We start from the raw sequence: 26718 nt of genomic DNA, 5'->3' as shown, positions 1-26718 counted from the left end.
TCCCATCTCTCATTGTACGAGCGGTGCAGGATGATTATTCGGACTGCAGGCAGGCAAAAAAAAGCAGGCATAGCCTGCTTTGCACATTCGTTGTTACTGATCGGTTTCCATCGTACCGTATTTCGTCATCACGACCGCTTTACCTCGAATTTTTATAGCTGAAGTATGATCGGTAAATTGGCAAATTAAAATTTCGTTTTTATCCAACTTTTCCGTATGATGAAATTTTGTGTCAAGCCCGCGTGTTAATCCGATGACTTGAACGCCTTGATCTTTTGCCTTTACGACAATGTACTCGCCATGTGTAGGCTCCATCGTTATCCCTCCGCATCCGTAATTCCATACTATCCATGTGAATTATAGTGGATGTGTAACGTTTGTGCAATCCATTCTATCATGCAAATAAACAAATAACGCCCGAACGGTATCCCGTTCGAGCGAAATTAGGCCGAATTATAAGCAGTAACATCAAGCTTATATTCCGTGGCATATGGATGCTTGCTTCCAAACATCGGCGTCAATGCAGTTAAGCTGGAGTATGCTTAATTGGATACGAGGTCCTTGAGTGATTTTCCTGGTTTGAATGCAGGCGTTTTGCTTGCTGCGATCTCAATAGGATCTCCAGTTTGCGGATTGCGGCCTTTACGTGCTTGGCGCTCGCGAACTTCGAAATTACCAAACCCAACCAATTGGACTTTATCCCCGCTTTGCAGCGCATCGGATATCGCATCAAAAACAGCGTCAACTGCTTTCGTTGCATCTTTCTTCGAAAGATCAGTCAATTCAGCTACTTTTGTAATCAAATCTGTTTTGTTCATTGTTTCACCTCCTCCAAAGTGCATTATGTACTTTTTTTTGGTGTAAGCATATAAACTCTCATCTTATCCCTCTTATTAACGGAAAACTTCAAAAATATACCTTTTAACCGAACAAACCTATAGTAATACAGCCGTTTGCCAATTTCAAGTGCCAACCTACATTTCCTGCAAAACAAATAAAACCGCTCCCTTTACGGCAGCGGCTTATTCGTATACTAGTATCGATCAACTACAGAATGATAGCAATCAATCCGCCAGAGCCCTCGTTAATAATACGTCCGAGCGTTTCCTGCAGCTTGTAGCGGGCATTATCCGGCATCATTGCAATTTTGCCTTGAATGCCTTCTCTCACAATCGAATGCAGGGAACGACCGAATATATCAGACTCCCAAATCTTGATTGGATCATTCTCAAAGTCTTGCATTAAGTATCTTACAAGCTCTTCGCTTTGCTTCTCCGTGCCGATAATCGGAGCAAATTCCGATTCCACGTCGACGCGGATCATATGGATGGATGGTGCTGTTGCCTTCAGTCTAACCCCAAAGCGTGAACCTTGGCGGATTAACTCCGGCTCGTCGAGTGCCATTTCCGCAAGTGTCGGTGCTGCAATGCCGTATCCAGTTGTCTTGACCATTTCCAGCGCTTCTGCAAAACGGTCATATTCCCTCTTGGCATGAGAGAACTCCTGCATCAACTGAAGCAAGTGGTCTTTGCCGCGAATCTCAACGCCGACTACTTCCATCAAAATACGGTCATACAGCTCATCTGGCGCGTACAAGTCGATTTCTGCTACGCCCTGCCCCATATTCATGCCGCTTAATCCAGCTCTGGCGATGAAGTCATATTCCATGAACTGGGTTACTACTCGGTCCACATCGCGCAGCCGGCGAATATCTTTAACCGTATCGCGAACGGAGCTCTCATAGTTGCTGCGCAGCCAGTGCCGATCGTTAAGCACCATCACCCAGCTTGGTAAATTAACATTTACCTCATGGACTGGGAATTCATAGAGTACTTCCCGCAATACCGAGATGACTTCTTCCTCACCCATCGTAGCTACGCTAAGCGTCATTACTGGAATGTCATATTTAGCTTGCAGCTCGTTTCGCAGTTGCAGCGCCTCTTCACCCTTAGGGCGAGTGGAGTTAATGATGAGGACAAATGGCTTGCCGACTTCTTTCAGCTCGTTTATGACACGCTCTTCTGCTACAACATAGGAGCTGCGCGGAATTTCTGCGATAGAGCCGTCTGTCGTAACAACAACACCGAGTGTAGAATGCTCTTGGATTACTTTACGCGTCCCGATCTCAGCCGCTTCCTGGAATGGGATCGGCTCATCGAACCAAGGAGTTGTAATCATTCGTGGACCATTTTCATCCTCATAGCCCTTCGCGCCTTCAACCGCATATCCAACACAATCGACGAGTCTCATGTTTACCTCAAGTCCATCGGTAACCCTGAGCTGCACCGCTTGATTCGGAACAAATTTAGGCTCTGTTGTCATAATCGTCTTACCTGCGGCGCTTTGAGGAAGTTCGTCCACGGCTCTCGCACGGTCTGATTCGTTTGCAATGTTCGGAAGTACAACCGTCTCCATAAACCGTTTAATAAACGTTGATTTGCCCGTCCGGACAGCCCCGACAACCCCGAGGTAAATATCCCCGCCGGTTCTTTCGGCTATGTCCTTGAAAATATCTACTTTCTCCACTGAATATCCCCTCCCAATTGATTTTTCCGGTTCGCCGCCATCCACCGGTCAATAGGGCAGGCCAGCGACGCAACTCGTACATGCTTTTTGGACTAGTAACATCTTATGTGCAAGCTTTCCGATTATGACGATTCCTTCAATGAAATCTTTTTTTGTTCCTCTGCGGGGCTTCCCTTCCAAGATTGAGTTATATGAGAAAAAAAGCAAATCTATGACCCAAACAGCCAAAAAAACCTCTCCGAGACGATAGTCAAGGAGAGGTTTGGAACTAGCTTATTGAGGAATGTGCATGAAGTTAAGGCTTTACAGCTTGCGGCTCATTATTTACAAAGTGATAGACCGGAGCTTTGACAGGGACAAAGTCTGATCCATCGACGAGCAAAGTACGCAAATCAAAATCTGCCTCAAAATCATTTTTTCCAACCTTTTGTATGTATTGCATGATATCTATCCCATAATCGGAAAATACTACCCCATTCTCATCCACGATTGCTTGAATCGTTTGCCCTGAAAACACGCTTCGAATCGTTGGGGCTGTTTTGCTCATTGCTTTGTAATCGATTTGATAAAACCCTGGGTATGTTTGCTCGCCCTTTGGAAGGACACTGTTTGTTTGGATATAAGAAGTTACCCAGCTCTGAATATCATTAATTTTTTGAAATGCCAAAATATCAAGCAGCTTCACTCTAGGCTTACTCTCTTCATCAATAATAAGGTAGCTGTAATTGCCGCCTTTCTCAAAAGCAGAAGAAGGTATATCCGACATATAGCCTGTCCGATTTAGCACTCCAAAATCAATATAAAATTTCTCATACTTTGGTGTGTCAGCGGTACTGTTTTTCATGGGCAGCATGCCCGTTTCGGACTGATATTGATCAATTGCCGCCTGAACATTACGAACAGCTTCTTTCGGAGCAACTTGGTTTTGCTTCATTTGACTTTTCGGATACATGCAGCCCGATAAAGCAAATAGCAAAACAATTAAAGCAGAGAATGCTGCGAACTGGCGTATGTAACGGGGCAGCCTTCCCATAAATAATCCGTTCATTTTTTTGTAACCTCCTAAAGGTTTGCGAAGCAAACCTGCTTCGTAAGGATATGCTTAGGTTTGCGCAGCAAACCTGATTCGTAAGGATATGCTTAGGTTTGCGAAGCAAACCTACTTCGTCATTCAGCCTACCATAAATCATCGTTTTCCTCTGCTTGCCTTGCGAGCTGCCTTGCAACTGCCGCTCGCAGCGGATCTAATGGAATTTCCACATCCACTTTCCCAGCTACTCTAGCTTGGCATGATAAGCGTTCATGATTTCCGTCTAATCCAGACAGCTTGTTTCTCTCCACATCACCAATCGGCTGCAGCTGGCTTCCCGGCCTCACAGTGACCTTGCACATGAAGCAAGCAGCTTTGCCCCCGCAACGTGTGCGAATCGGTATATTCGCACGTCTGGCAGCGTCTAACAGCGTTGTGCCCGGCTTCACCTTAATGCTCTTGCCCGATGGCCAAAAAGTAACTACTCCATCCATGACAAGCCACCGGCCTTTCGATAAGACAACAGCTGATGAAGAGTACGCCTTGCCTCAGCGGTGAATGTATTGTTAGTTTCAATCGCAAGGAATGCACCCTCATGCTGAGCAGGTGCTTTTGCCATCGCTTGAACGATTAAATCAACGCGATCCATCCGATCTCGCAAGAAATTAAACCACAGCTCATGCGCAAGCGGAACGATCGCTACCGAATAATTAGCATCGTTTAACAGCACTTGCTCTGAGAAAGGCATCAGTAATTTATTAACCATCGTCTCATACTTACAGCCTTGAGCACTCACCTCGAACCCGCCGACGAGCTCTACCTGTATTCCTTGTATAATAAAATGGCTAAGCGTTGATCGATACATATCTGTCACGCTTAATGTTGGTTGATCCTGGGCAAAAGGCTCAAGAGCATCATAAATTTCTTCTACATTCTCTTCATCACAATAAATGTCCAAATCACGCGGATCGTTTGAAAGTTCAAGTCCTCGAAGCATTAGACTGGCGCTTCCGCCAATAATCCACTGCGCCTGACTTGATTCTGTCGCTTTTTTAACGGCAGCCAGCGCTTTATGAATGCGTTCATTTTCTGACATCGCTGGCACTTCCTTCATCAGTAGCTTATGCATTAAAAATAAGGCTTGTTGGCTGCTGCGATTTTCGCATCAGCACTTTTGACGATGGCCTGGCATCCGAGTCGGTAGCCTTCTTCAAACTCCTCCGGCTCAAGACGGTCCCACTCCTCGTCCGTAATGCCTTCAAGATGCTCCATGCCTTCGGTTACCAAGCAGCGGCACCGGGCACATGTTCCTCTCGCGCAAGAGAAGCTCCAATCAATCTCATGCTTAAGTGCATGATCAAGCAGCGACAAGCCTTCTTCTGCTTTTACAACAGCTGTTTTGGTTCTACCCTTTAATTCAATCATTGTATGTCAAAATCTCCCTTTTGTTAGTGAACGACCGTCCCCTATGTAATAAGCACTAAATAATGGATATAAGTCCGCATACAAAGCCAATGATTAGAACAATAAATGCAATTAACGAAAGAATAAATTTCACTGCGCCTTTCGTTTTCAAACGAGCAAACGTAATTAAAAGGGCCGCTATCGCCATCATTCCAATGCCGAATAGCGAAACCCACATTTTTGTCATAGCATCCATAGAAATTCCATTCTCCTAATCTATATCATAATGAATTCTCACCCATTATAACATCGCACAAAAAAAAGGACAAAAGCTGACAGAACACTTTTCCGAATAAAATATTCGGGGCGCTCCACGCTTTTGCCGCAATTTTTTATTTTTTTATCATCATTTTCATGATTGCTTCCATATTGCTGGCGCTCATGCCGCTGGCTTTGACAGCTCTTACGATATCATTAATCGTAGATTCCGTAACCTTGACCTTAGCCACTTCCGACACTTGCTTAATCAGCTTGCGAAGCTCAGCTTCGTCAGTCATCGTCTGTGCTGTAACTCCGCTGGCAAGCTTTTTGACTGAGCTCTCGGAAATTCCTTTGCCCGTCTTTTTATTGATCGAATTAAGAATGTCCTTGGAGAAATCCCTCGCCATACTCTACACCTCCAGCATGCGCATGTGTATTGCTCCATGCATCATATGAGAAGGCAAGAAGATTGGTGTAGGCGCTGGTCCTTAGCCTAACTCTTCGATCTCATGCGTCCGCAGCCTGCCCATCAAATGCTCAACGGCAGTCCTAGGCGCTTTGTTCGCAAACAATACCTCATATAACTGAAACGTAATCGGCATCTCAACATCGTACTCTTTGGCTAAACTGTAAGCCGCACGCGTCGTACGAACACCTTCTACGACCATTCCCATTCGAGTGAGCACATCATCTAGAGGCGTGCCATCTGCAAGCATGTAGCCAGCACGCCAATTTCGACTGTGCTTGCTTGTGCAAGTAACGACAAGATCGCCTACGCCAGCTAATCCAGCAAAAGTGAGCGGATTCGCTCCCATTGCCGTTCCAAGCCTGCTGATCTCCGCTAGGCCCCGAGTTAATAAAGCAGCCTTGGCATTGTCGCCAAACTGAAGCCCATCCGTCAAGCCTGCACCTAATGCAATAATGTTTTTGATGGCTCCAGCCACTTCCACACCTACGACATCCGGATTTGTATACACTCGGAAATGCGTATTCATGAGCGCATCCTGTGCTTGCTCAGCTGCTTTCAAATCAGTTGAAGCAACAACTACTGTAGTAGGCTGCTTCAAAATAACCTCTTCAGCATGGCTTGGTCCTGATAAAACAACAAGCTGTTCCATCGGACGACCTAGTTCTTCCGAAAGTACAGTCGTCATCCGCTTCAAAGTATCCGTTTCAAAGCCCTTTGTTGCATGAACAACAAGTGTCTTATCCGATAGAAACGGTGCCGCTTGCTTAGCTACCTCGCGCATTGCACCAGAAGGCGCAACGAACAAAGCAAGCTCAGCATCCTGCAGTGCATCCTTTAAATCCGTAGTTGCATGGATTAGCTCAGGAAGCTGTACACCAGGCAAAAACTTGCTATTCTCATGGCTGAGGTTAATGTTCTCCGCTTGTTCCGTACTGCGTGTCCATAGCTTTACATGATAGCCATTTCTCGCGAGTACAGAAGCAAGAGCAGTGCCCCAACTTCCAGCAACCAGCACTGCCGCATTTTTCATTGTTGATGAATCCTGCTTTGTCATGCGACGCTCACTACCCTTTCTTTGCACCTAACTTGTTTTCTGTTCCTTGAAACAGCTTTACAATATTCGACCGATGGCGTACGAATGCAAAAATACATATCAGAAGACTTGCACAAAGTAAAGGAACCGAATAATAGAACAAAGTAATAAATAATGGCGTTAAAGCAGCAAACAATAATGAGCCAAGTGATACGTATCTGGTCAAAGCAATTGTCGCAATGGCAATGGCTCCTGCACAAAGTGCAGGCACGAAAGCAAGGGTCGCAATGACACCAACAGTCGTTGCAATGCCTTTGCCTCCTTTAAAGCGGAACCAAATCGGCCAGTTATGGCCTATGATTGCGGCTAATCCGCACAAAACTGGAATCCAGTCGTTTTCACTAAGAGCGCGGCCAATAAATACAGCTGCTACCCCTTTGCCGATATCGAGTAAAAACACCAGTAAGCCCGGCCCTTTGCCGAGCACCCTGAGTGTATTCGTAGCACCAGCGTTTCCGCTGCCGTGCTGACGTATATCGATACCTTTCACCCATTTGGCAATAACGATGCTAAATGAAATTGAGCCTAACAAATAGCTTAAAGCAACCGCGATTACTCCGTATAACAAGCTACTTCTCCCCTAATCTTCTTCGGACTTACGACGCGAGAATATGCGTATAGGAGTCCCTTCAAAATTAAATGCAGCACGAATTTTATTTTCCAAATAGCGCTCATACGAGAAATGCATAATTTCCGGATCATTGACAAAAACAACAATCGTCGGAGGTTTGATCGCTACTTGCGTAACATAGTTGATGCGTAGACGCTTGCCTTTGTCGGATGGCGGCGGATTAATCGCTACTGCATCCGAAACGACATCATTAAGAAGATGAGTCTGAATACGCATTGCATGCTGTTCAGAAACATGCTTCACAACAGGCAACAGCTTATGCAAACGCGTTTTGGTTAATGCTGATAAATAAACGATCGGTGCATAAGACATGAACAAGAAATGATCACGAATATTTTGCGAGAAGTTTTGCATGGTTTTCTCATCTTTTTCGATGACATCCCACTTGTTCACAACAAATATCGATGCTTTTCCTGCTTCATGAGCATAACCAGCAATATGCTTGTCCTGCTCGATGATGCCTTCTTCACCGTTAATCAGCACTAGAACAACATCTGCTCGTTCAATCGCTTTCATCGCACGCATTACGCTGTACTTCTCTGTAGACTCATACACTTTGCCGCGTTTACGCATGCCGGCTGTATCAATGAGCACATAACGCTGCCCATCACGCTCGAAAGGTGTATCAATGGCGTCACGAGTCGTACCCGCTACATTGCTTACAATTACACGGTCTTCGCCAAGCAGTGCATTCACTAGAGATGATTTCCCAACGTTAGGACGGCCGATTAATGCAACACGGATGACATCCTCATCGTAGCCATCATCGGTTAGATCCGGAAGCAAAGCGACAGCAGCATCAAGCAAATCACCGATACCTAGTCCATGCGAGCCGGAAATTGCGATTGGTTCACCAAAGCCAAGTCCATAAAACTCATAAACTTCATCCATGCGGCCATGATTATCAACTTTATTAACTGCAAGCACAACGGGCTTGCCCGAACGGAATAGCATTTGAGCAACTTCGTCATCCGCATGCGTCAAGCCAGTTTTCGCATCCGCCATAAAGATAATTACATCTGCTTCTTCAATTGCGAGTTCAGCCTGCATACGCACAGATTTCATAATTTCATCTTCGCCATCGATTTCAATACCGCCAGTATCAATAATGCTGAACGGTTTTCCATTCCATTCTCCGGTGCCATAAAGCCTGTCACGAGTGACGCCCGGTTTATCCTCAACAATTGCTAGACGGTCGCCGATGACCCGATTAAAAATCGTGGATTTCCCCACATTCGGACGACCGACAATAGCGATAACGGGTCTTGCCATGTTTGTTTTCCACTCCTTCAAAAATACTCACGCTATCCATCATAGCAAAAAAGTGCGTTCTTGGCTAACTTTTCATATTATCGGTGATTGACCAGTATGATTGTACCGTTCTTTAAATCATGCGCACTCGCATCCAAAATCTTCTCGAGCAGAAACGAGGTTTCTTCCAATTTATCTACATTTTCTGCAATAAAAATCGGCGCTCCGCCACTAACCGCATCTGCATGAATGGATACCACAGCTAAGATTTCAGCCATTTTCCTCTGCCCCTTTCTTGTTCACAGACGCTTCTGTCGGCATGCGAACAGCAGATTCCAAAATCGGCACTCGCATGATAACTGCTTTCCCTTTATCTGCATCCAACTCCTGTGGCAAAATAAATACAGCCAAACGTCCATCCTTCATATCCAGCTTCGCCATAGGTATTAAAGCAGGCTCTCCATCATCGCGATATACCCCTAAAATCGTAGCCAAATCGTAAAGAATAGCTTGCCGTTGACCAAGATTGCTTAAAGTAACTTTTCCATTTGAGTTGAAGGGAGTCAAAATAAACCCCATGCCACGCGCTGCAATGATTTCTTGGTTGCTCTTCAAACCTACGTTCATAATATAAACGTTATCAACAAACAAATCCGGGCCATCCACTCGAACCTGCGCGGCTTGCACCTCAGCAATATGGGAGACAGCTTTGCCTGATTTCAGCTTCTCAACGACTATGAGCGAGATAACCCCCGCTATCATCCCTACCCATATATTTACTAATATCCCAAATAGACTTGTAAGCAATGCCGTCATAATAACTAAGTAATTTCGCCCTTCAAAGACCATGGCGATTCCTTCAATATATGTCGAACCGCGTCCTACCAGCTCCATGCTGTCGATTTTCGTCAACGTTTCGCGTTCCATTTTTCGCACATCTCTAAATTGCTGAGCAGCTAATGTAAGGAAAGTAATTGCCGTGTAATCTTTGTTAAACAGCGCCGGCACAGCAACAGCTCCTAATGCCGCTGCAATTACGCCTAATGATATGTGGATGATTCGACCATGAGGATAAGTTGGATACTGGCGATAATCCGTCCTAAGCATGAGCAAGCGAGAGATAAGCCCAAAAGCAATCCCAAGGAGGACACCGACCAAATATTTGTTTTCAACGAGAAAATGCTGCATTAGGATGGACGTCCTCCCTTTATATGCCAAAGTATTACGCTAAGCTTGGAAAACACGAATCGAACCGATTTTAGCAGCAAACTGCAAGTCATAGCTGTAGCCAGCGCAATCCAAAAACTGTCCCACCAAGCTAAATTGCCAATATGAGCGGTGTGTGCTCCAAATTGAAGGGCTGTGTTTAACGTTTCGCCAAGTACCGCTCCCCAGACAATCATCCCAAATTGATGTTTTACATGCGAGGTAAACGCGCCGCAAAAAATTCCACAAAGCAAAGGAGCATCCCAGCTCGGATCAATCCAATGAAAAACGGGATCAAAGCTATACATTTTGCGGATGAACCCCCATATGACAGCAATCATTATTGTGCACAATATTAGGTACCCTAGATAACTCCAATCCTCAGCTTTCTTAAATGCGAGTATGCCTAACAGCAATAGAAGACAAACACTCATATGGAGCTCGACCTGAATATGGCCTTGTAACGGCTTCCACCAAAATGAAACACCCATCAGTGCGATTAACGCAATGCTAAGAAGCGACAACATACGACGGCTAATATCGGGAGCTATAAACGGCTTCCAGCCTGTCGTAATAAGAATAAACATAATAATCATAATCCAAATCGACATATATCCGGGATTCAACGTTATCTCACCTCTTGTACCCCCTATTATGCACCAAAAAAAAGGAGCTATTCCTGCGAGTTTTCGCAGAAATAGCTCCTTTTTGTAAATGTAAGAAAGTATATCATTTGCTTCTACTTATCTTACATTTCTCCGTCAAAGCTGCCTCAGCATCCAGAGGACGCTGAAGGCGTTTTTGATTGATATAAAAAGATATTATTTAAGGTTTTTAAGCTTGTCGCCGAAACGCTCTGCAAGTGAGTAGCTCATGCTCTCATTGCTCAAGCTTACATTCGGGTTATCGATTTTCTCGATTTTTGGTGAACGTGGTGCACGATCAGGTCTAGCGCTAGGAGCTGGTTGCTCAGGCGCTTCTTCTGTTTCTTTGATGCTTAGGCTAACGCGTTTTTCAGCTGGGTTAAAGTCAAGAACTTTCGCTTGAACTTCTTGGCCTTCTTGAAGAACTTCGTTAGGTGTAGCAATGTGACGGTGTGCGATTTGCGAGATGTGAACAAGACCTTCAACGCCTGGAGCGATTTCAACGAAAGCGCCGAATGGAACTAGGCGGCGAACAGTACCTGTTACGATATCGCCAATTGCAAATTGACCACCAGCAGAATCCCAAGGACCTGGTTGAGCAGCTTTCAAGCTAAGGCTGATTTTTCCAGCAGCTGGATCAACTTTAAGTACTTTAACGCGTACCGCTTGACCTTCAGAAACAACATCCTTCGGATGTGCAACATGCTGCCATGACAACTCGGATACGTGAACTAGGCCGTCAATGCCACCGATATCAACAAAAGCGCCGAATGGTGTAAGACGTTGAACCGTACCATCAAGTTCTTGACCTACTTCAAGCGCAGCAATAACTTGCTTTTTGCTTGATTCGAATTCAGCGTCAAGTACTTCTTTTTGAGACAAGATCACTTTGTTGTTCTCACGATCGATTTCTTTGATCTTAACGCGAAGCGTGCGACCTTTGTAACCTGCGAAATCTTCAACGAAATGACGCTCAACCATCGATGCTGGAATAAATCCGCGAACGCCTACGTCAGCAACAAGGCCGCCTTTTACAACGTCAGCAACAGCAACTTCAAATACTTCGCCGCTCTCAAAACGTTTTTCAAGAACATCCCATGCTTTTTCGCCGTCAACTTGACGTTTTGAAAGAACAAGCTTTTCTTTCTCGTCGTCGATGCTTACAACTTTAAGCTCAACCTCTTGACCGATTTGAACAGCATCCGCTGCGTTTTCAATCTGCACTGCAGAAAGCTCACGAACCGGAATAACACCGTCATATTTATATCCAAGGCTTACATAAGCTTGGTTATCTTCGATTTTGACGATCGTACCTTTAACGGAATCGCCTTTTTTCAAAGACACGAAATTATCCAAAGCGTCTTGGCTTACTTCTTCCGCCACGGATTCTTGCACATTAGTTTCTTCTGACATTGAAATAACCTCCTCAGTTCTAACCCCAACTTTATTTAAATCCGCAAGCGCCTAGAGCGAAAGCAGCATTTAAAACATAAATTAACGATTGTTTGCAGCTAACTCGCGAATGCGAGCCATAATGGCGTCTGTTACTTGCTCAAGCATATCAGGCGATGATTCTTCAATAATTGCAGTAAGATCAATAGGCTTGCCGTAACAAACGATTATTTTGCTGAATGGTCTATATTTACCGACAATGGCAACAGGAACGACTGCTGCGCCACTGCGAACAGCAATCATGGCTGCACCCTTCTTGGCTGCTCCAGATTGATTGTTGCGAGAGCCCTCCGGGAAAATACCCATAACATTGCCTTCTTTCAGCAACGTGATCGCAGACTTGATAGCGTCCTTGCTCACACCGCCGCGTTTGACTGGAAACGCGCCAAACGAACGAATAAGAGGCCCAAATACGGGAACTTTAAATAATTCCTCTTTCGCCATAAAATAAACCTTGCGTTTCACCTTGACTCCAACCGTAGGCGGATCAAAGTTACTCAAATGATTCGAAGCGAGGACAACTGGTCCGTCGGCTGGAATATTTTCCGTGCCTCTAGCTTCTAATCGAAATAACACCGTGTAAATAACACGCAGGAGAAACCTGAAAATAAGATATGACATAGTTTACTTCGCCTCCGCCAATTTGGTTCGGCTTAATTTCACAATTGCATGAATTACTTCATCAATTGTCATGGCGGTGCTGTCGAGTACAATAGCATCCTCCGCACATATGAGCGGTGAGATGTCACGTTGCTCGTCCAAACGATCACGTTCTGCGATCTCCGCTTCCAATTGGGCAAGCGAAATGGTTTGAGTGTCCACTATTTCACGGTAACGGCGAAGTGCCCGTTCCTTAACGGATGCAGTCAGAAAAATTTTCAGTTCCGCATTTGGTAGCACATGTGAACCAATATCACGGCCATCCATTACGACGCCTTTACGCTCTGCAAGCTTGCGCTGCAAGTCGCCAAGAACTTCACGTACCGTTTCATTCGCAGCAATATGAGACACTTGAAGCGTCACTTCGCGCGAGCGAATCAATGCGGTTACATTTTCACCATTCACAAATACCGACTGGCCTTGTTCACCAGGCTCAAGCTCAATCTCTAATGCTTTTACTAGTTCAGCAAGTTTGGCTGTCTGGTCCACCTTTACTTCTGCTCGCTGGGCGCTTAGTGTTACTGCGCGATACATAGAGCCTGTATCGATATACACATAGCCAAGCTGCTCGGCGACTTTCCGTGCAACCGTGCTCTTGCCCGCGCCTGCCGGCCCGTCAATTGCAATGTTCATACGGTCGCTGTCACCTTCGTGATGCACCACCTAAGGTCAACCCCCTTTTAGTAGAGACGGCTGGCCGAATGCATGTAAGAATGCGACGCAAACCTCTCAAGAAAAAAGCAGGCTTTGCCTGCGAACGTGAAAATTATACCACACTATATACGCAGATGCAAAAGCTGAGCGTCAGTTCATATGGGTTCCTTCCCACTGATCCACACCCGTCAGCCAATATCTAACCGTATCATTTTGCAATGCTGCTTGTGAGCATACGAGTAAAATAACGAGCGTAATGATGATTTTCTTCAATACGCTGCTTACTTCATCCGTTAGTTTAATCATTTTTTTGCGATTTGTTTTTTTATGTAACAGATTTCGTGTCATATGGACAACCCCTTCCTCTTTCTGGGTAGTTTTCCATATTAAACGAATGTTATTCAGCGATTGCGATATTCCAGCTGCTTCTCAAAGCAGTACCTAATAACCTTTTGCCGCTCTGAATCATTGATGCTCACATATTTAATCATAGCCTGCTTCCTTCCGGATTCAAGCTGGACAACTCTTACGACTTCCCCACGGAAAAAAGCATGTTCAATGGTCCCGTTCTTAAATGGAACTAGCAACCAGCACTCTAGTACTTGTTCAGGTGCGATCTGCCATTTCCCATCACAAATAAAGGAGATTCCGCCACCGCCAACATCATCGGTTTCACATACAAACCGGATGTTGCTTGACATCTTAACTGCAATCTCAAGTTCAGCTGATACGCGCAAGAAGCTCCGTCTTTGAACTTTAGTAATGCGATCCAGTTCAGGCCTGCGAATTTTTATGAGTTTAACAACGCCATCCTCTTTGAATCCAAGGACATGTGAATCGAAATAATTTTTTATGCCATCCTCTGATACAAAATAAACAGAAAGCTCATCTCCTAAAAAAAGGCGCTTGTACCTTCCTGATTTCTCGCTGATTGGAACTTCTATTAGTAAGCCGTCCTCTTGCTCATCGGCAATACGGGACTTGTATTCAATCGCTGCTTCCTCTTCGTCTGACGATGCGATCTGATAGTAAAGCATTTGGTTCACTTTTGGCAACAAATTGACTCCCCCCATTTACATGTCATTATAACACGTCGATTTGAGGGGAGCCATATCGTTATTTGTCAGAAGCTGCCTTAGAATCTGCATGAGACATTTCCTCAATCGATTCTTCCGTGCCGGTTTCTGCATTGATATATACGCGATAAATCGAACCGTTCATATTACCCGTATACTCATAGCAAAGAGCCTCTTTGCCTAAATCGTTGAAGATGATCGCCATTTGCTCGGTTTGCACATTCATCTCCGGATTTAGCGCTTTCCTTGCCTCAGCTTTTGTAATCGTTGGACTAGGTATCTTGCGAGTGTGATGTTGATACACGTAATCATTTGCTTGCAAGCCTACCGTCTGACCTTTATCAAGAGCAACCTTCAAGGTCAATTTATCAGGGTAAATAAGAACCCCGTTCTGCGTACCTACATAAGTAAATGCACCTGTGTTTTCATACTTGTCGTAGCTAATAGCTTTCATATCCTTAAATCCGTGTTTCTTTAAGAAGGAATCAGCCGATGCTTTTGCCTCTTCAAAAGTCACTTTCGCTTCTCCAATATCACGAGAATTCAAAAAGTAGAGAAGCTGGCCGCCTTTTTCCGTAAAATCCATTTGAAGCGTACTGTCCTTGCCTTCTTTCACCGTCGCTGAGAACGAAGCATATTCAGTTCCTTTCGCATTTTCAACAACACGGATGTCAGCATTAGGAACATCAGTAAACTTAGCCGCTTCTTTTTTAATTTCTTCAGCGGTCACCATGTTTCCGCCAAGCATTTTAATCGTACGCTTCTGATACATGCTGCTAACGGAAGGGCCCCAATTGATTTCTGGATATTCACTTACCTTCTTGTCTACCGATCTAAAGCCGTCAATGATAATGTTGGGGTCACTTGCGTTTTTGGCAGCTGCGATTTCAGCGTCCATCCAGCGCAGACGGTTGTTCAGCACATCCTTCTGCATCTTTGACAAATCCTTCGATATTTCCTGTGAATTCGTATAGAGCGTCTTAAGCGTCTTGAATTCATCAGGCGAAAGCGGCTGCTTCGTCAAGTCGCGAACAGATGTCTTGTATGCAAAGTTTGCAATGCGCGACAGGAAGTCTTCTGCTTCATTGAAAGGAAGCATTGATACAGGAAGCTGGTTGATCTCATTTTGCGCTTGGCTAGTTAAACGCCATACATTGACAAGCCCTTTGCGATGAAAGGCTTGTGAGGTGGAGTTAACAGCTAGCGTGTTGCCTAATTGCTGATGCAGCTGCTCAACATGGTTAGTCAAATCGTGGAACGCTCGTTGATATTGGTTTTCAGCCTTTATCAAAACTGCGTTTTTCTCTTGTTGCTCTTGATAACCCCAGTAGGCAGCGCCGATAAACAGCACTGTCATAATGGGAAATAGAATTGAACTGAGTCGACGGTACATAATACAAAAGCTCCTTTCTTGTGCAAAACCTGGTTTTAGTTTGGTTTGCCCAAGGGAGCTTTATGCATCCATCTATTTATTTGTCATTACTGCATGTATTTCCCTAAAAAACGCTATGCTCTTCAATTTCCAGATCATTTGCATTGTTGCAAATGCATTGCTTAAAGCCAGTATCAATCGAATCTTTTTCTCTTCGTCCGCGAAGCACAAATTTTTCTCCGCATAGATTGCATCTAATCGTTACCTTTATTCTTGCAGCCTCCATAAGCCCCTCCTCAGCCATTATTCGAACGCCATCATTTCAGGCATTACAATATAATGTAAGTATGGACGGATCGACTACAGTTTAATCTCATCTTCACGGACCATAAATCGAAAGGGCGACCGTGCATTCGCATGACTCATTTTGCGCAAGCCCCATATCCAAAGCACGATCATAAACGGAATAATAAAATACATCCAATTTGTGCGCAACGTAATCATGATCCAATCGTAAGTACCATGTAGAAGCACTGGCAGCAAAAGTGAAATGCCTAAGAAATAGACGGTTTTGTTTTTTGGAGCAAACTTCGCTTTCCCTAAATAATAGCCCATCATTATACCGAACAAGGCATGGCCAGAAACGGGAAGCAGCGCCCTCACGAGAAGCGTGCCGAACGTAGCAGGCGAGTAAATGGCATACAAGACATTTTCTAAGGTTGCGAAGCCGAGCGAAATGGCTGATGCATAAACGATTCCGTCATAAGGCTCGTCAAATTCGGTATGGTTGTAAATGACATGATACAGTACGAACCATTTTACGAACTCTTCTACGCCTGCGGATTCGCCAAAGGCAAATATGAGCGAGTGATCGCCAAGCCAAAGCTGAAGTCCCCGCTGAATAACCATGATCGGTACAACGACAAGAATGCCTAGCACAAACATTCTCGCTACCATGTGGATAGGCTCCGCTTCATAACGATCTCTCAAATATAAATAAGTAAGCAGCGAAACGCCTGGCGCAACAGCCGCAGTCAAAACGGAAAACAACAGCATTCTTCCCCTACTTTCTTACACCCAGCCACGATAGCGTACAGCTTCAGCCATTTTGCGTACACCGGCCATATAAGCTGCAAGACGCATATCGACCTTACGGGTGCGGTGTATTTCATACACTTGGTTGAAGCCCCTTATCATCATAAGCTTCAGCTTATCATCCACTTCTTGTTCATCCCAATAATAGCCTTGATTATTTTGCACCCATTCAAAATAGGACACGATGACGCCACCGCTGCTCGCGAGCACATCCGGAATAAGCAAAATGCCTTTGTCCGACAGGATTCGCGTAGCTTCCAGCGTCGTTGGGCCATTCGCTGCTTCTACTACGATGGTTGCTTTAATGAGATGGGCGTTTTGTTCCGTTATTTGATTCTCGATTGCCGCAGGCACAAGCACATCACAATCGAGCTCGAGCAGCTCAGCATTCGTTATTGTGTTCGTAAACAAGTTCGTTACATTGCCAAAGGAATCTCGACGATCGAGCAAATATTCGATATCGAGTCCTTCTTTATTATACAACGCCGCGTTCACATCGGAAATACCTATCACTCGCGCACCGGCCTCATGCATGAATTTGGCAAGATAACTTCCAGCATTACCAAAGCCTTGAATGACGATTCGCGCATCCTTTATGTCTATATTTTTCATGTTCAAAGCCTCATGGATCATCATAACGACCCCTCTGGCTGTAGCTGTCTCTCTTCCTTTGGACCCGCCAAGCACAAGCGGCTTCCCTGTTATAAAGCCTGGAGAATCAAATTCACGAATGCGGCTATACTCGTCCATCATCCAAGCCATGATCTGTGAATTAGTCATCACATCAGGCGCAGGAATATCTTTGCTTGGTCCTACGATTTGGCTGATGGCCCGCACATACCCTCGGCTTAAATTCTCAATTTCTCGGAAAGACATCGTTCTTGGATCGCAAATAACGCCGCCTTTACCACCGCCATAGGGCAGATCAGCAATTCCACATTTTAGACTCATCCAAATGGACAAAGCCTTAACCTCGTTTTCCGTGACGGCTGGATGAAAACGCACACCGCCTTTTGTAGGTCCTACCGCATCATTATGCTGTGCTCGATACCCCGTAAACACTTTTGTTTTGCCATCATCCATCCGAACTGGAATACGGACGGTCAGAAGCCTCATGGGCTCCTTCAATAAATCAATCATATCCTGATCATAGCCAAGCCTGCGCAGCGCTTCTTCAATAACAATCTGAGTAGAATGCAACACATCGTTTGCTTCTTTATCACTCATTCCATTCACCGCCTTTGTCTACATCTAATATGAGCGCCTTTTCCTTCGTATATTCCATTATTATGTCATGCTACATGCAAGAAGAGCATCGTACAGACAAAATCAGCCTGCAGATGCTCTATCCGTGTACATTTGATTAAAAACTAAAATGATTACATATTTCCCTTACCGCTGTTTCGGGTATAATCACTTTTCCGTACTCTTCCAGCATGGCATAGGTTACCGATGTTGCTTCACCATACTCAGCGAGCAATGCAATAACAGCGTTATGCCTGGAAGCCTCGATAAGAGCAGGTTCCAGCGCTAATATATATTTGCCATGATAGGAGTACAATCGTCCGTCTTCCGTAAGCGTAGAGCTTAGCAATTGCTTGCAAACCGATATGACATCCTCAAAATCGCGGAAAGAGTACATCACAATATCRCTTTGCTCAAGCGTCACTTCCATCTCGTATATTTCGTCTTCCGTGTCGTCATCTTCAGTTGGCCTATCGCCTGCATGACTGTTCATTTTGCCACGGGTGACAATCACTACCATACCTTGAGCGGGGAGGGCAAACACTTCGACCGCTAATGGGCCGCTGGCATCGAATCCAAGTTCACTATATGCTTGATCCATCATTTCACTGAATAGTTCGTGTACTTTTGGAATTTCGCGCCACATGTCGTCCTTCTGGATCCCCCGTTCCAGCAGGTCGTCGAACGTCAGGAAAATCCGAATCTTATCCTGGCTCAGTCGTTCGATTTTCATGACAGGATCCTCCTCTGCAGCATCTGTTGTAATAGCGTATGAATTTCTAAGTAAGATGTGATCAAATTGACCAAATCATGCTATGTAACTACTTTATCATGTCTTTTCACTGATTGCACTAATAATGAACGAAAAAAAGAATCGTTTGATCGCATCGCATTTCTGCTTTGCGTCCCTACGATTCTGCATGCTTGCTGCTTTACTTAGTGGGAAAAGGCTGACGATTCCGCTTTGATCTTGTCCGCTTCCTTCTTCAATGAGGGATCGCTGTTTACGATAGCCTCAATTTGTCCCCAAGCGGCTTCGGATTTTACGGCGGTATCGTCTGAATGCTTTGGGGAAAGCGCAGACGCATTTTCCTTCACAGATTTACTCATCATTTTCGCAACAGAATTGCGTGCAACATTGGAACAAACGTCAGAAAACGCATGTGCTGCCCATGATACTGCTCCAGGCTTTCTGCGCGAGATATATACCGTTGCTGCTGCGCCAATTATTCCACCGACTAAAAAGCCACTTAACCTCATGATCTCGAACACCTCTTTCCTAATTCATCTTGCGTATTCAGTTGTTAGTTTGACCGACAAGCAGAAGCGCCATTCCATATAAAATAAGGAAATCATCCTTATCCTTCTATTAGGCAAATATGATACAATGATGTCGTTTCAGCAGCATTTACATCAAAATTATGGAGGGCAAGCATCATGAAGCGTAACCTGCCTATAATCATTCTGCTTCTCGGGTCGCTTCTAACGGCCTGCAGTGCGCAGCAGCAAAACGAGAGCCTGCAGTCTTCAACTGAAGCCACTGAGATAGCAGCCGTACCCGAGACTTCACAAAGCTCAAACAATGCAATAAACGATGATACAGTCGTAACGAGTGAGGAACCTACGCCAACCGCTTCGAGTGAGCAGGAAACCAGCATAACAGCACTATATCGAATGAGCGAAGCCTATCGCTTCGTACCGATTGAGGAGAGTACATCAAGCAAGGTTGTTTTGCTTACTTTCGATGATGGGCCAAAAGACGAAACCGTCTTAACCAGCATGCTCGATACCCTTGATAAACATAAGGCGAAAGCGATTTTTTTCGTAAATGGTTATCGGGTGAAAAAAAATCCCAATTTATTGAAGCTCATTGATGAACGCGGACAAACAATCGGCAACCACTCTTGGGATCATAACGATTTGAAAAAAGAAGCTAAAGAAGTCGTTGAACAGCAAATCGGCGATGTTCAAACAGATGTCGAAGCTTTAATAGATAAAAAACCATTGTTTTTCCGCCCTCCGTACGGCTCTGGCGGTGATACGGTCAAGGAAATTGCAAAAAACCACGGCATGCTTTACATGACGTGGTCAAATGGTTCCCTTGATTGGGATAAAACGGCCAAAAACAAGCCTGAGGTTGTCATTAAAAATGTGTTAGAGCAGCTGCATCCCGGCGCCAACATACTTATGCATGAGCTGCAGTGGACTGCCGATGCTCTTGATGAGTTGCTCACCTCACTTGAAAACAAAGGCTACGGATTCATTGATCCAGCCACCATTGAGGTCACTCGCTAAATTTTAAGCCATACCAAAAAAGTCCTCCAACTAAACTTACAAACAATAGGAACAATAAATTGTAATAAAACTTTGTAACCTTATTCATTTGTGTAGGATGTTTCTTTCGCCGAGGCGGCAGAGCTTCTCCCTGATTGGAATCCGTTCCGATGATGGACGGCTCTGCCGTCTCTTCATGCTGTGCTGAAGCTCTCGAATTTCCAAACTTTTCTTTCCTGCTCATGACTCCCTCCTGAATCTTATAATTAAACCCATGATGAAATCGATCAAAAAGTGTGCAATAATCGGTGCCCAAATCGTACCTGATTCCATATAAATCCAGCCTAAGCCATAGCTAATCGAAAATACGAGTCCGGTGGGAATCCAATGTTTTAAATACCTTACATGAATAGTAGCAAAAATTATGCTTGTCCAATAGGGACCTATGGCATGCTGAATCGCCCCGCGAAAGAGCAATTCCTCACAAATAGCTACAACTAAGGAAATAACTGCAATATGCCAAACCTTCCGCGTCCGAAAAATACGATCATTTACACCGCCATCATCGCTTGCTTCTTCTGGAACAAAGCGCGAAATAAGCAGATCAACTATGATAACAGCTGCTGCTAAGCCTGCACCCCAATAAACAAAAGCAAGCTCCTTTGGAGGCGTAAATAAAGCAATCACATTTTGATGCTGAAATAAAACCCATATTAAACCGATAATAAAAGTAAATGCTTGCGTAGCATATAAATTGATTAACAGCATGCGGTCATCTAGCTCATCAACGGACACCTTTCGAATGCGAATATTGCGAATATCAAATTTCTTCATAGCTTCCCGCCTGTCTGGAACGTTCATATTTTCTTTTTCGACCTTTTCACCTATACTGGTAGAACAAATCGACAGAATTATTTTTTTACATAGAAGGAGATAGAGATAGAGATGGAAAAAAAATTAACGACAACCGCAATGTTATTCAGTGTTGGATTTGTATTTCTACTTATTTGTACAGTTGGAGCCTTTTTCTATGGCATTCAAATTGGCACTGAAAAGACTAAAGCCCGCTATGTGAATGAAGCAGATGACGCAAAAACAACAACCGCTTCAGCAACCCCTTACCAGCAACAAGACTTGGTATCGTTCTATCATACTGTATTTCTGCCTTATCGTGAATTTCAAAACGAATGGTTCGCAGCTATGAACAAATTATCGCAAGGAAAGTCATTTGAAGCAACTTCTATGTTTAAAGATTTGGCAAGACTTGCTAGTACCAAAGCAGATGAAGCAAGCTCGATTGATATGCAAAAATCTCCACTGCTCGGAGAAGCTCAGGTTAGTTACATACGAAGTCTTAAACTATTTAATGAAGCTGCTGTCAACGCAGCGGCTAGTGCAAAGAAATTATCCTTTAATGAATTGATGAAAAATGTCGAACAAGATAAAACCTATCTCTCTGCCGCTCAATTTGCACTAAACGCTCAGCAGCAATATTACTCCGCTATGCTGAAATGGTCAGCAACGGTAGATCTTGATATTCCTTCAGAATACAAGGCTCCAGCTCTGCTGGAACTGTCAGCATGGAAAAACTTTAACATTACGATAAAAAACAAAGTAATGGCTGATCAGCTAATGACTCGCAAAAAACTTACTGCCTATTATCCGCACGATTTAACAAGTCGAGTAGATGAGCTTGTCCAATCTGGACAAGCAACTAAGTTAAAATTGCATTCCGTATCTGCTGTTGTTGATTTGTTGATTAATACGGAAGCCGTTCGTTCAGGTGACTTCAATGAGAGCAAATCAAGGCTTTATCAACAGGCACTTCTGCCGCAGCTGCCTTTTTTCTACCCTGAAACAAATTAAATTCCAATTCTTTTGTTAATCATATTGAAACCCTTGTAAAGAGGCTATAGCCGCCATCCCACCGGTAACGTTGTGAAGGCTGCTGTAGCCTTTTTCTTCTAAGTAATTGCAAACCGCTACACTTCGTACGCCATGTGCGCAGATGATATAAATAGGCAGCGTGTCGTCAAGCTCATTCAGACGCACAGGAATCGTGTTCATTGGAATTAATTTTGATGTCTCCAAATGATAAAACTCCCATTCAAACTCTTCTCTTACATCTATGATTTGACTTGCTTCTACTTGTCCATTCTCCAGCAGATCAAGCAAAAATTGCGGTGTCACATCCTGCCATTTCGTCATGAATAAAGACCTCCAATGTCGTAAATTGTTGCTAATGATGCTTGAATCATAACGAAATTTTCACAATTCAGCAAGTTTGAGGATTGCTTTTGTCCACCACATTGCTTTAAAATAGAAAAGTCTAAGTTCGATGATCAAACTCTCGACCCGCTGCTGCACAACGGTGCCGGGTAGAGGGTTTTTCTGTTCATATTAAGCGAAGCCTAATAGCTTCGCCCCATTTTAGGAGGCATACTTCACATGTTTAAAGTGTTAGTTTCCGATCCAATCAGCGATTTGGGCATTCAGCAGCTTGTTGATGCGTCAGATGTCGCAGTCGACAAAAAACCTGGACTCAGCGAAGACGAATTAGTTGCAATCATTGGTGAATACGATGCGTTGCTAGTACGTAGCCAAACCCGCGTAACAGCAAAAATTATGGAAGCTGGCAAACAGCTTAAAGTAGTTGGCCGTGCAGGTGTTGGCGTCGATAATATTGACCTAGACGCAGCAACTCAGCGCGGTATCATCGTAATCAATGCACCAGATGGCAACACCATTACAACTTGTGAGCATACATTTGCTATGATGATGGCGGTAGCCCGTCATATTCCACAAGCGTACATGAAAACAGTAAATGGAACATGGGATCGCAAATCCTTCCTAGGCGTTGAGCTTCGCGGCAAAACGCTAGGCGTACTCGGTATGGGACGTATCGGCAGCGAAGTTGCCAAACGCGCAAAAGCCTTCGGCATGGATATTTTGGGTTATGACCCGTTTATGACAGAAGAAAGAGCAACAAAAATCGGCGTGAAGCTAGCTAGTGTGGATGAAATTGTTAGAGGTGCAGATTTCATGACTGTACATACACCTTTAACGCCTGAAACTCGCCATATGATCGGCAAAGCTCAATTTGAAGTAATGAAGCCCGGCATGCGTATTGTAAACTGCGCGCGCGGCGGCATCATCGATGAGATTGCTTTGGTTGATGCAGTGGATGCTGGTATTGTCGCTGGCGCCGCATTCGACGTGTTCGAAGTAGAGCCTCCTGCTAATGACCATCCTTTCTTGACACATCCAAAAATTATCGTAACACCGCATCTTGGCGCTTCGACTGTTGAAGCACAAGAAAACGTTGCGATTGACGTTTCGGAGCAAGTGCTTCACATTCTCCGCAGCGAGCCATTTATCAATGCAGTTAACATGCCTCCGATTCCGGCAAACCTGCAAAGCATTCTTCAGCCGTACTTTACACTTGGCGAGAAGCTTGGTAACTTTATTGCACAATCAACTGAAGGTGCTGTTACCGAAATCGTTGTTGGTTATGCTGGTGAGCTTGCAGAGGTTGATACGCAGCCACTTACTCGTTATATCGTTCGCGGCGTTCTAGCGCATCACCTTGGCGCAGAGCAGGTTAATGTGGTTAACTCCCTTCACCTTGCGAAAGTGCGCGATGTAAACATCGTCGTTCAAAAATCGCATGCTTCGAAAGACTTTACGAACCTGGTAACCGTGTCCCTTCGTACGAAAAAAGAAGAACGTGTTGTTTCCGGCACATTGCTCACTGGTTACGGACCTCGTATTGTCCAAATCGACAAGTTCCCAGTTGATGTGACGCCTGAAGGAAACCTAATTCTAATCTCGCATAACGATAAGCCTGGTATTATCGGACGAGTTGGAACGCTTCTGGGCAACAATGACGTTAACATTGCAACGATGCAAGTAGGTCGTCAGCTTGTTGGCGGCTCCGCAATCATGGTTCTGCGTGTGGATAAAGCGACACCTAAGGAAGTGCTTGAGCAGCTTACAAGCATGCCTGAGCTAAACACAGCCAAAGAAATTACACTTTTTTAAATAAATTTGTTTACTATATAGGAGAAGAGCCTGCCGAATGAATCGGCAGGCTCTTCTTTTGTTTCACGAACAACAAGAATTATCTTCTGCTTTCTACAAAAAAAGCGCCCCCAGCAGGAGCGCTTTGACAACTATTGATGAGCTTCGACAGGAAGTAAGATTGTAAACGATGTGCCTGTGCCCGCACTGCTTTCAACTACAATTCGACCCTGATGAAGATCGATCAAATTTTTTACGATGGCAAGTCCAAGTCCCGTTCCACTTGATGAGCCGCGTTTACGCGCTTTATCTGCCTTATAGAAGCGTTCGAATATAAAAGGCACATCCTCGGTTGGAATCCCTTGCCCCTCGTCTCTGACGCGAAGCTCCACATACTGTCTTCCATTTACGTTTGCATGCTGACCTGAAATAGTAATCGACTTGCCCGATGGCGTATGCCGCAATGCGTTGTCGAGAAGGTTAGTCAATACTTGCTCCAATCTATCCTCATCTGCTTCCTTTACAAGCAGCGACTCATTGGGCAGATCCGCGACCAGTCTCACCTCACGCTCCTTCGCATACACCTGGAATTTCCGATGTACCCGCTTCAAGACATGGGCGAGATCAATCTCTTGGAAGTTCATATCGACGTGGCCGGCTTCCATTCTAGCGATATCCAGGAAATCATTTACGAGTCTGCCCATTCGTAGAGATTCATCATAAATAACTTGAACGAGCTCCTTGCGATCTTCCTCCGAAACGACAATATCATCAAGCAATGCTTCACTATAGCCTTGTAGCATCGATAGCGGCGTCCTGATCTCATGTGAGATATTAGCCACAAAATCTCGTCTCAGCTTCTCAAGCTTATGCTCCTCCGTTACGTTACGGATAACGGCAACAGCCCCGCGAATAACATCCTTCGACTGCAGCGGAGCCATTACAACTGACCACACGCTGCTTAGAACATGAACCTTATCGGTAACATCCCTGCCCTCTTCCATCACTCTTTGAAACAACTCGCGGAGCGGCATTGGAACCTCGGAATATGCAGTCGAGCTTTCGGACTCATCCTCTTGCCAAGCAAGCTCTACTCCTGACCACTGATTGATTAGCAAATGACCAACTGGATTCGTAAGTATGACTTTACCTTCCGCGTCGAAGGTAATAACTGAATCTCCCATGCTTCGCAAAATGCTCGCAAGATGGTTTTTCTCATGATTGATGTCATGAATCAGCTTATTCAGCTGCTCCGTCATATGGTTAAACGTATCCGCAAGCTCACCGATCTCATCGCTGGAGCGTATATGAACTCGGGTTGTATAATTGCCTTGAGAAATCGATACCGCTGCATCCTTTAGTTGAAGCAGCGGCTGTTGAATTTTTTTGGATAAGAAGAAAGCAAAAAATGTTGATAACAAAAATCCGATAATCGCTGTTACAACAAAAAGAACTTTCACCTGATGCGTATTGTTTTCTTTAAACCATATGTCAACGTATTGAAGTAAAAATACGCCAACGATAAGCAATACGACAGCAACAAGCAGCATGATTGTCGCCCAGAGCTTTCCAACTACACTGCGGTACAACTTGCCAATCGAACGATGCCACAAGCTCATTTACTTAGGTACCTCTAGCTTATAGCCGACTCCCCAAACGGTAGTAATCATGGATGCCGCATCAGGAGACACTTTATTCAATTTCTCGCGCAAACGTTTTACATGGGTGTCGACTGTCCGCAAGTCACCGAAAAACTCATAGTTCCATACATCCTTCAAAAGCTCTTCACGAGAGAACACTTTATCAGGCGAAACTGCCAAGTAATGCAGCAGCTCATATTCTTTAGGCGTTAAGCTTACCTCTTGTCCACCAGCTGTTACACGGTGAGCATCATGCTCAATAACCAAATGTGGGAATACGATGTTATTGCTTGAATTAATTTCTTTTGTTAAGAACGCAGTAGCCGAGGAACGTCTCAAGATAGCCTTCACTCGGTAGATAACCTCGCGTGGACTAAAAGGCTTGACGACATAATCGTCCGCGCCAACCTCAAAGCCCTGCACACGGTTCATTTCTTCACCTTTAGCCGTTAGCATAATGACAGGAGTAGCCTTCACTTGACGCAGACGAGAGCACACTTCTACGCCGTCGATTCCTGGCAGCATCACATCAAGCAGAATGAGCGCGTAATCCGTATTTGAAGCTAATCTTAGGGCAGTTTCTCCGTCTTCTGCCTCGTCGATTGTGTAGCCTTCCTTCTCTAAATACATTTTGAGCAAGCGACGGATCCGTTCTTCATCATCTACGACCAAAATACGGCTTGAATAATCAGACATAGGGCAATTCTCCTCTCAA

At 44.6% G+C, this 26718-nt stretch carries 34 protein-coding genes; 3 read left to right on the top strand and 31 right to left on the bottom strand.

Annotated elements, in window-relative coordinates; genetic code table 11:
* Nucleotides 1-93 precede the first annotated feature (93 nt).
* The 26 genes from mtrB to AB4Z50_RS25530 form a co-directional block, all read right to left on the bottom strand.
* Nucleotides 94-315, bottom strand: coding sequence for a trp RNA-binding attenuation protein MtrB (gene mtrB / locus AB4Z50_RS25655; protein WP_054024369.1), 222 nt, complete (start codon nt 313-315; stop codon nt 94-96).
* A gap of 227 nt (nt 316-542) precedes the next feature.
* A complete protein-coding gene (locus AB4Z50_RS25650) occupies nt 543-845 on the bottom strand; it encodes an HU family DNA-binding protein (RefSeq protein WP_441883526.1) in 303 nt (100 codons plus the stop codon).
* Between the two features lie 202 nt (nt 846-1047).
* Nucleotides 1048-2526, bottom strand: coding sequence for a stage IV sporulation protein A (spoIVA, locus tag AB4Z50_RS25645; protein ID WP_441883388.1), 1479 nt, complete (start codon nt 2524-2526; stop codon nt 1048-1050).
* Between the two features lie 295 nt (nt 2527-2821).
* Nucleotides 2822-3574, bottom strand: a complete 753-nt coding sequence (locus tag AB4Z50_RS25640) for a hypothetical protein (protein ID WP_441883386.1) — start codon at nt 3572-3574, stop codon at nt 2822-2824.
* A gap of 128 nt (nt 3575-3702) precedes the next feature.
* Nucleotides 3703-4050 carry a 2Fe-2S iron-sulfur cluster-binding protein gene (locus tag AB4Z50_RS25635; RefSeq protein WP_441883384.1) on the bottom strand — a complete coding sequence of 116 codons (348 nt, stop codon included), beginning with the start codon at nt 4048-4050 and terminating at the stop codon, nt 3703-3705.
* Entirely contained in the window at nt 4038-4685 is a 648-nt protein-coding gene (locus tag AB4Z50_RS25630; protein ID WP_441883382.1) for a nucleotidyltransferase domain-containing protein, read from the bottom strand. The genes AB4Z50_RS25635 and AB4Z50_RS25630 overlap by 13 nt, the downstream gene beginning before the upstream one ends.
* On the bottom strand, nt 4685-4981 hold the full coding sequence (locus AB4Z50_RS25625) for a 2Fe-2S iron-sulfur cluster-binding protein (RefSeq protein WP_076271352.1): 297 nt from the start codon (nt 4979-4981) through the stop codon (nt 4685-4687). The genes AB4Z50_RS25630 and AB4Z50_RS25625 overlap by 1 nt, the downstream gene beginning before the upstream one ends.
* Nucleotides 4982-5036: 55 nt before the next feature.
* Nucleotides 5037-5216, bottom strand: coding sequence for a DUF2768 family protein (locus tag AB4Z50_RS25620; RefSeq protein WP_076271353.1), 180 nt, complete (start codon nt 5214-5216; stop codon nt 5037-5039).
* A 136-nt stretch (nt 5217-5352) separates the two neighbouring features.
* A complete protein-coding gene (locus AB4Z50_RS25615; protein WP_076271354.1) occupies nt 5353-5628 on the bottom strand; it encodes a stage VI sporulation protein F in 276 nt (91 codons plus the stop codon).
* 81 nt (nt 5629-5709) lie between these two features.
* Nucleotides 5710-6744, bottom strand: a complete 1035-nt coding sequence (locus AB4Z50_RS25610; RefSeq protein ID WP_441883379.1) for an NAD(P)H-dependent glycerol-3-phosphate dehydrogenase — start codon at nt 6742-6744, stop codon at nt 5710-5712.
* Between the two features lie 10 nt (nt 6745-6754).
* A complete protein-coding gene (gene plsY, locus AB4Z50_RS25605; protein WP_076271355.1) occupies nt 6755-7351 on the bottom strand; it encodes a glycerol-3-phosphate 1-O-acyltransferase PlsY in 597 nt (198 codons plus the stop codon).
* 12 nt (nt 7352-7363) lie between these two features.
* Nucleotides 7364-8686 carry a ribosome biogenesis GTPase Der gene (gene der / locus AB4Z50_RS25600; protein WP_076271356.1) on the bottom strand — a complete coding sequence of 441 codons (1323 nt, stop codon included), beginning with the start codon at nt 8684-8686 and terminating at the stop codon, nt 7364-7366.
* Nucleotides 8687-8763: 77 nt separating this feature from the next.
* Nucleotides 8764-8943, bottom strand: a complete 180-nt coding sequence (locus AB4Z50_RS25595; RefSeq protein WP_076271357.1) for a capping complex subunit for YIEGIA — start codon at nt 8941-8943, stop codon at nt 8764-8766.
* A complete protein-coding gene (locus AB4Z50_RS25590; protein ID WP_441883376.1) occupies nt 8936-9853 on the bottom strand; it encodes a YIEGIA family protein in 918 nt (305 codons plus the stop codon). The genes AB4Z50_RS25595 and AB4Z50_RS25590 overlap by 8 nt, the downstream gene beginning before the upstream one ends.
* Nucleotides 9853-10482, bottom strand: coding sequence for a YphA family membrane protein (locus AB4Z50_RS25585; protein ID WP_441883374.1), 630 nt, complete (start codon nt 10480-10482; stop codon nt 9853-9855). The genes AB4Z50_RS25590 and AB4Z50_RS25585 overlap by 1 nt, the downstream gene beginning before the upstream one ends.
* A 210-nt stretch (nt 10483-10692) precedes the next feature.
* Entirely contained in the window at nt 10693-11928 is a 1236-nt protein-coding gene (gene rpsA / locus AB4Z50_RS25580) for a 30S ribosomal protein S1 (RefSeq protein ID WP_076271360.1), read from the bottom strand.
* 81 nt (nt 11929-12009) lie between these two features.
* Entirely contained in the window at nt 12010-12588 is a 579-nt protein-coding gene (locus AB4Z50_RS25575) for a lysophospholipid acyltransferase family protein (RefSeq protein WP_339203291.1), read from the bottom strand.
* Between the two features lie 3 nt (nt 12589-12591).
* Nucleotides 12592-13260, bottom strand: coding sequence for a (d)CMP kinase (gene cmk / locus AB4Z50_RS25570; protein ID WP_441883524.1), 669 nt, complete (start codon nt 13258-13260; stop codon nt 12592-12594).
* A gap of 171 nt (nt 13261-13431) precedes the next feature.
* Nucleotides 13432-13629: a hypothetical protein gene (locus tag AB4Z50_RS25565; protein WP_076271362.1), complete on the bottom strand. Its 198-nt coding sequence runs from the start codon at nt 13627-13629 to the stop codon at nt 13432-13434.
* Nucleotides 13630-13682: 53 nt separating this feature from the next.
* Nucleotides 13683-14339 (bottom strand): flagellar brake protein, encoded by a 657-nt coding sequence (locus tag AB4Z50_RS25560; protein WP_076271363.1) that lies wholly within the window; start codon nt 14337-14339, stop codon nt 13683-13685.
* A 58-nt stretch (nt 14340-14397) separates the two neighbouring features.
* Nucleotides 14398-15750 carry a germination protein YpeB gene (ypeB, locus tag AB4Z50_RS25555; RefSeq protein WP_441883371.1) on the bottom strand — a complete coding sequence of 451 codons (1353 nt, stop codon included), beginning with the start codon at nt 15748-15750 and terminating at the stop codon, nt 14398-14400.
* 103 nt (nt 15751-15853) lie between these two features.
* Nucleotides 15854-16015, bottom strand: coding sequence for a hypothetical protein (locus tag AB4Z50_RS25550; protein ID WP_179089937.1), 162 nt, complete (start codon nt 16013-16015; stop codon nt 15854-15856).
* A 74-nt stretch (nt 16016-16089) separates the two neighbouring features.
* Nucleotides 16090-16785, bottom strand: a complete 696-nt coding sequence (gene prsW, locus AB4Z50_RS25545; RefSeq protein WP_076271365.1) for a glutamic-type intramembrane protease PrsW — start codon at nt 16783-16785, stop codon at nt 16090-16092.
* A gap of 15 nt (nt 16786-16800) precedes the next feature.
* Nucleotides 16801-18051 carry a Glu/Leu/Phe/Val family dehydrogenase gene (locus AB4Z50_RS25540; protein WP_076271366.1) on the bottom strand — a complete coding sequence of 417 codons (1251 nt, stop codon included), beginning with the start codon at nt 18049-18051 and terminating at the stop codon, nt 16801-16803.
* A gap of 136 nt (nt 18052-18187) precedes the next feature.
* The gene (locus AB4Z50_RS25535; RefSeq protein ID WP_339203296.1) at nt 18188-18802 is read right to left on the bottom strand and encodes a genetic competence negative regulator; all 615 of its coding nucleotides are present in this window, start codon (nt 18800-18802) and stop codon (nt 18188-18190) included.
* A 203-nt stretch (nt 18803-19005) separates the two neighbouring features.
* A complete protein-coding gene (locus tag AB4Z50_RS25530) occupies nt 19006-19329 on the bottom strand; it encodes a hypothetical protein (protein ID WP_076271368.1) in 324 nt (107 codons plus the stop codon).
* 177 nt (nt 19330-19506) lie between these two features.
* Between AB4Z50_RS25530 and AB4Z50_RS25525 the strand changes: the two genes are divergently transcribed.
* Nucleotides 19507-20364, top strand: a complete 858-nt coding sequence (locus tag AB4Z50_RS25525) for a polysaccharide deacetylase family protein (RefSeq protein ID WP_441883367.1) — start codon at nt 19507-19509, stop codon at nt 20362-20364.
* Here the strand turns inward: AB4Z50_RS25525 and AB4Z50_RS25520 are convergent.
* Nucleotides 20354-20587, bottom strand: coding sequence for a hypothetical protein (locus AB4Z50_RS25520; protein ID WP_076271370.1), 234 nt, complete (start codon nt 20585-20587; stop codon nt 20354-20356). The two genes, AB4Z50_RS25525 and AB4Z50_RS25520, sit on opposite strands and share 11 nt — an antisense overlap.
* Entirely contained in the window at nt 20584-21177 is a 594-nt protein-coding gene (locus AB4Z50_RS25515) for a CPBP family intramembrane glutamic endopeptidase (RefSeq protein WP_339203301.1), read from the bottom strand. Before AB4Z50_RS25515 ends, AB4Z50_RS25520 begins: the two co-directional genes overlap by 4 nt.
* A gap of 111 nt (nt 21178-21288) precedes the next feature.
* Here AB4Z50_RS25515 and AB4Z50_RS25510 point away from each other — a divergent pair, with 111 nt between their 5' ends.
* A complete protein-coding gene (locus tag AB4Z50_RS25510; RefSeq protein WP_441883365.1) occupies nt 21289-22209 on the top strand; it encodes a hypothetical protein in 921 nt (306 codons plus the stop codon).
* A gap of 15 nt (nt 22210-22224) precedes the next feature.
* Here the strand turns inward: AB4Z50_RS25510 and AB4Z50_RS25505 are convergent, their stop codons facing one another.
* Nucleotides 22225-22551 (bottom strand): rhodanese-like domain-containing protein, encoded by a 327-nt coding sequence (locus AB4Z50_RS25505; protein WP_441883363.1) that lies wholly within the window; start codon nt 22549-22551, stop codon nt 22225-22227.
* Between the two features lie 240 nt (nt 22552-22791).
* Between AB4Z50_RS25505 and serA the strand changes: the two genes are divergently transcribed.
* Nucleotides 22792-24384 carry a phosphoglycerate dehydrogenase gene (gene serA, locus AB4Z50_RS25500; protein ID WP_076271374.1) on the top strand — a complete coding sequence of 531 codons (1593 nt, stop codon included), beginning with the start codon at nt 22792-22794 and terminating at the stop codon, nt 24382-24384.
* Nucleotides 24385-24515: 131 nt separating this feature from the next.
* On the opposite strand, the gene AB4Z50_RS25495 is transcribed toward serA, so the two are convergent.
* Both AB4Z50_RS25495 and AB4Z50_RS25490 read right to left on the bottom strand, forming a co-directional pair.
* Nucleotides 24516-25982, bottom strand: a complete 1467-nt coding sequence (locus tag AB4Z50_RS25495; protein ID WP_441883361.1) for an ATP-binding protein — start codon at nt 25980-25982, stop codon at nt 24516-24518.
* Complete coding sequence (locus tag AB4Z50_RS25490) at nt 25983-26699, bottom strand: response regulator transcription factor (protein WP_053376699.1); 717 nt, start codon at nt 26697-26699, stop codon at nt 25983-25985.
* Nucleotides 26700-26718 lie beyond the last annotated feature (19 nt).

It is taken from the genome of Paenibacillus sp. 2TAB26 (genome assembly GCF_052115145.1).
In the GTDB taxonomy this organism is placed as follows: domain Bacteria; phylum Bacillota; class Bacilli; order Paenibacillales; family Paenibacillaceae; genus Pristimantibacillus.
Note: the sequence above shows the minus strand (reverse complement) of the source record. Positions and strands in the feature narration are given on the sequence as shown.

Coding starts and splice junctions, on each gene's coding strand:
- rpsA (WP_076271360.1), bottom strand. CDS start 11,928: ATGTCAGAAGAAACTAATGTGCAAGAATCCGTGGCGGAAGAAGTAAGC.
- AB4Z50_RS25495 (WP_441883361.1), bottom strand. CDS start 25,982: ATGAGCTTGTGGCATCGTTCGATTGGCAAGTTGTACCGCAGTGTAGTT.
- AB4Z50_RS25525 (WP_441883367.1), top strand. CDS start 19,507: ATGAAGCGTAACCTGCCTATAATCATTCTGCTTCTCGGGTCGCTTCTA.
- AB4Z50_RS25610 (WP_441883379.1), bottom strand. CDS start 6,744: ATGACAAAGCAGGATTCATCAACAATGAAAAATGCGGCAGTGCTGGTT.
- AB4Z50_RS25620 (WP_076271353.1), bottom strand. CDS start 5,216: ATGGATGCTATGACAAAAATGTGGGTTTCGCTATTCGGCATTGGAATG.
- mtrB (WP_054024369.1), bottom strand. CDS start 315: ATGGAGCCTACACATGGCGAGTACATTGTCGTAAAGGCAAAAGATCAA.
- AB4Z50_RS25540 (WP_076271366.1), bottom strand. CDS start 18,051: ATGAGTGATAAAGAAGCAAACGATGTGTTGCATTCTACTCAGATTGTT.
- cmk (WP_441883524.1), bottom strand. CDS start 13,260: ATGAACATTGCAATTGACGGGCCGGCAGGCGCGGGCAAGAGCACGGTT.
- AB4Z50_RS25590 (WP_441883376.1), bottom strand. CDS start 9,853: ATGCAGCATTTTCTCGTTGAAAACAAATATTTGGTCGGTGTCCTCCTT.
- AB4Z50_RS25550 (WP_179089937.1), bottom strand. CDS start 16,015: ATGGAGGCTGCAAGAATAAAGGTAACGATTAGATGCAATCTATGCGGA.
- AB4Z50_RS25635 (WP_441883384.1), bottom strand. CDS start 4,050: ATGGATGGAGTAGTTACTTTTTGGCCATCGGGCAAGAGCATTAAGGTG.
- AB4Z50_RS25520 (WP_076271370.1), bottom strand. CDS start 20,587: ATGAGCAGGAAAGAAAAGTTTGGAAATTCGAGAGCTTCAGCACAGCAT.
- serA (WP_076271374.1), top strand. CDS start 22,792: ATGTTTAAAGTGTTAGTTTCCGATCCAATCAGCGATTTGGGCATTCAG.
- der (WP_076271356.1), bottom strand. CDS start 8,686: ATGGCAAGACCCGTTATCGCTATTGTCGGTCGTCCGAATGTGGGGAAA.
- AB4Z50_RS25490 (WP_053376699.1), bottom strand. CDS start 26,699: ATGTCTGATTATTCAAGCCGTATTTTGGTCGTAGATGATGAAGAACGG.
- ypeB (WP_441883371.1), bottom strand. CDS start 15,750: ATGTACCGTCGACTCAGTTCAATTCTATTTCCCATTATGACAGTGCTG.
- AB4Z50_RS25585 (WP_441883374.1), bottom strand. CDS start 10,482: ATGTCGATTTGGATTATGATTATTATGTTTATTCTTATTACGACAGGC.
- AB4Z50_RS25530 (WP_076271368.1), bottom strand. CDS start 19,329: ATGAGGTTAAGTGGCTTTTTAGTCGGTGGAATAATTGGCGCAGCAGCA.
- AB4Z50_RS25625 (WP_076271352.1), bottom strand. CDS start 4,981: ATGATTGAATTAAAGGGTAGAACCAAAACAGCTGTTGTAAAAGCAGAA.
- AB4Z50_RS25510 (WP_441883365.1), top strand. CDS start 21,289: ATGGAAAAAAAATTAACGACAACCGCAATGTTATTCAGTGTTGGATTT.
- prsW (WP_076271365.1), bottom strand. CDS start 16,785: ATGCTGTTGTTTTCCGTTTTGACTGCGGCTGTTGCGCCAGGCGTTTCG.
- AB4Z50_RS25595 (WP_076271357.1), bottom strand. CDS start 8,943: ATGGCTGAAATCTTAGCTGTGGTATCCATTCATGCAGATGCGGTTAGT.
- AB4Z50_RS25575 (WP_339203291.1), bottom strand. CDS start 12,588: ATGTCATATCTTATTTTCAGGTTTCTCCTGCGTGTTATTTACACGGTG.
- AB4Z50_RS25565 (WP_076271362.1), bottom strand. CDS start 13,629: ATGACACGAAATCTGTTACATAAAAAAACAAATCGCAAAAAAATGATT.
- AB4Z50_RS25640 (WP_441883386.1), bottom strand. CDS start 3,574: ATGAACGGATTATTTATGGGAAGGCTGCCCCGTTACATACGCCAGTTC.
- AB4Z50_RS25630 (WP_441883382.1), bottom strand. CDS start 4,685: ATGCATAAGCTACTGATGAAGGAAGTGCCAGCGATGTCAGAAAATGAA.
- AB4Z50_RS25515 (WP_339203301.1), bottom strand. CDS start 21,177: ATGAAGAAATTTGATATTCGCAATATTCGCATTCGAAAGGTGTCCGTT.
- AB4Z50_RS25615 (WP_076271354.1), bottom strand. CDS start 5,628: ATGGCGAGGGATTTCTCCAAGGACATTCTTAATTCGATCAATAAAAAG.
- AB4Z50_RS25505 (WP_441883363.1), bottom strand. CDS start 22,551: ATGACGAAATGGCAGGATGTGACACCGCAATTTTTGCTTGATCTGCTG.